Source organism: Streptosporangium sp. NPDC048047 (assembly GCF_040653115.1).
Taxonomy (GTDB): Bacteria; Actinomycetota; Actinomycetes; order Streptosporangiales; family Streptosporangiaceae; genus Streptosporangium.
Genome location: NZ_JBEZNH010000143.1, coordinates 1 through 1,358, shown reverse-complemented (window position 1 = coordinate 1,358; position 1,358 = coordinate 1). Strand labels below are relative to the sequence as shown.

At 67.5% G+C, this 1,358-nt stretch carries 1 protein-coding gene; it reads left to right on the top strand.

Translation table 11 applies throughout. The features are described from left to right. Positions 1-50: 50 nt before the first annotated feature. Positions 51-1,232: an IS701 family transposase gene (locus AB0D67_RS39125; RefSeq protein ID WP_362947513.1), complete on the top strand. Its 1,182-nt coding sequence runs from the start codon at positions 51-53 to the stop codon at positions 1,230-1,232. Positions 1,233-1,358: the final 126 nt, after the last annotated feature.

The window sequence follows — 1,358 nt, the reverse complement described above, 5'->3', positions numbered from 1 at the left end:
TACTCCAGCATCACTTTGTGATCTCTGGTGTGTAGCGTGTCGTCCTTGTGATGGATCATGATGTCGCCGCGTGGGTGGCAGGGTTGGATGACCTGTTCGCTCGGGTGGCGAGTCGGTTCGGGCGGCCGGAGCCGCGGCGGCGGGCGCGGGCGTATGTGCGGGGGCTGTTGGCGCCGATCGAGGGTAAGAACGGGTGGACGCTGGCCGAGGCGGCGGGTGAGAGGAGCCCGCTGGGGATGCAGCGGCTGCTGAACGCGGCCCGGTGGGACGCTGATGCGGTGCGCGATGACCTGCGGGCTTACGTGGTCGAGCACATGGGCGCGCGTGATGGCGTGCTGGTCGTGGACGAGACCGGGTTCATCAAGAAGGGCGGCAAGTCCGCCGGGGTGCAGCGTCAGTACTCCGGCACGGCCGGCCGGATCGAGAACTGTCAGCTGGGGGTGTTCCTGGCGTATGCGACCAGCGCCGGCCGCACCCTGGTGGATCGGGAGCTGTATCTGCCCAAGTCATGGATCGCCGATCGTGACCGGTGCGCCGAGGCGGGCATCGGGGCGGGGGTGGAGTTCGCCACCAAGCAGGTGCTGGCACGCCGGATGCTGACGCGGGCGATCGAGGCCGGGGTGCCGGCGGCATGGGTGACCGCCGATGAGGCCTATGGCCAGGACTACAAGTTCCGCGTCTTTCTCGAGCGGTACCGCATCGGCTATGTGGTGGCGGTGCCGCGCAGCCAGGCGATCAGCGGCGGCCTCGGCCCACGAGCACGGGCCGAAAGCCTGGTCGCCGAAGTGCCCGCCTCCGCCTGGAGGCGGCTTTCGGCCGGCCAGGGCGCCAAGGGGCCGCGCCTGTATGACTGGGCGATGGCCACGCTGCCGATCATCCGTGAGCCGGAGGAGGGGTATGAGCGGTGGATCCTCATCCGGCGCAGCATCGCCCGCCCCGAGGAGGTGGCCTTCTACCTCGGTTTCGGCCCAGCCGGCACCACCATCGACGAACTGGTGAAGGTCGCCGGGAGCCGCTGGGCGATCGAGGAGTGTTTCCAGAGCGCCAAGGGTCAGGTCGGCCTGGATCAGTACCAGGTCCGCCGCTATGACGCCTGGTATCGGCACATCACCTTGGCGATGCTCGCCCATGCCTACCTTGCCGTCACTGCGGCAAACAGCCGGAGGAAACGGATCAGGACGGCCTCGTCCCCCTCTCGATGGGAGAGGTCCGGCGTCTATTGGCATACATGATCACACGCCCACCCGACCTTGATCAAATCCGGGCATGGTCGCGCTGGCGTCGCCGCCACCAACACACCGCCAAGATCAGCCACTATCGGCGAAGACAGCCAGAGGTCACAAAGTGATGCTGGAGTA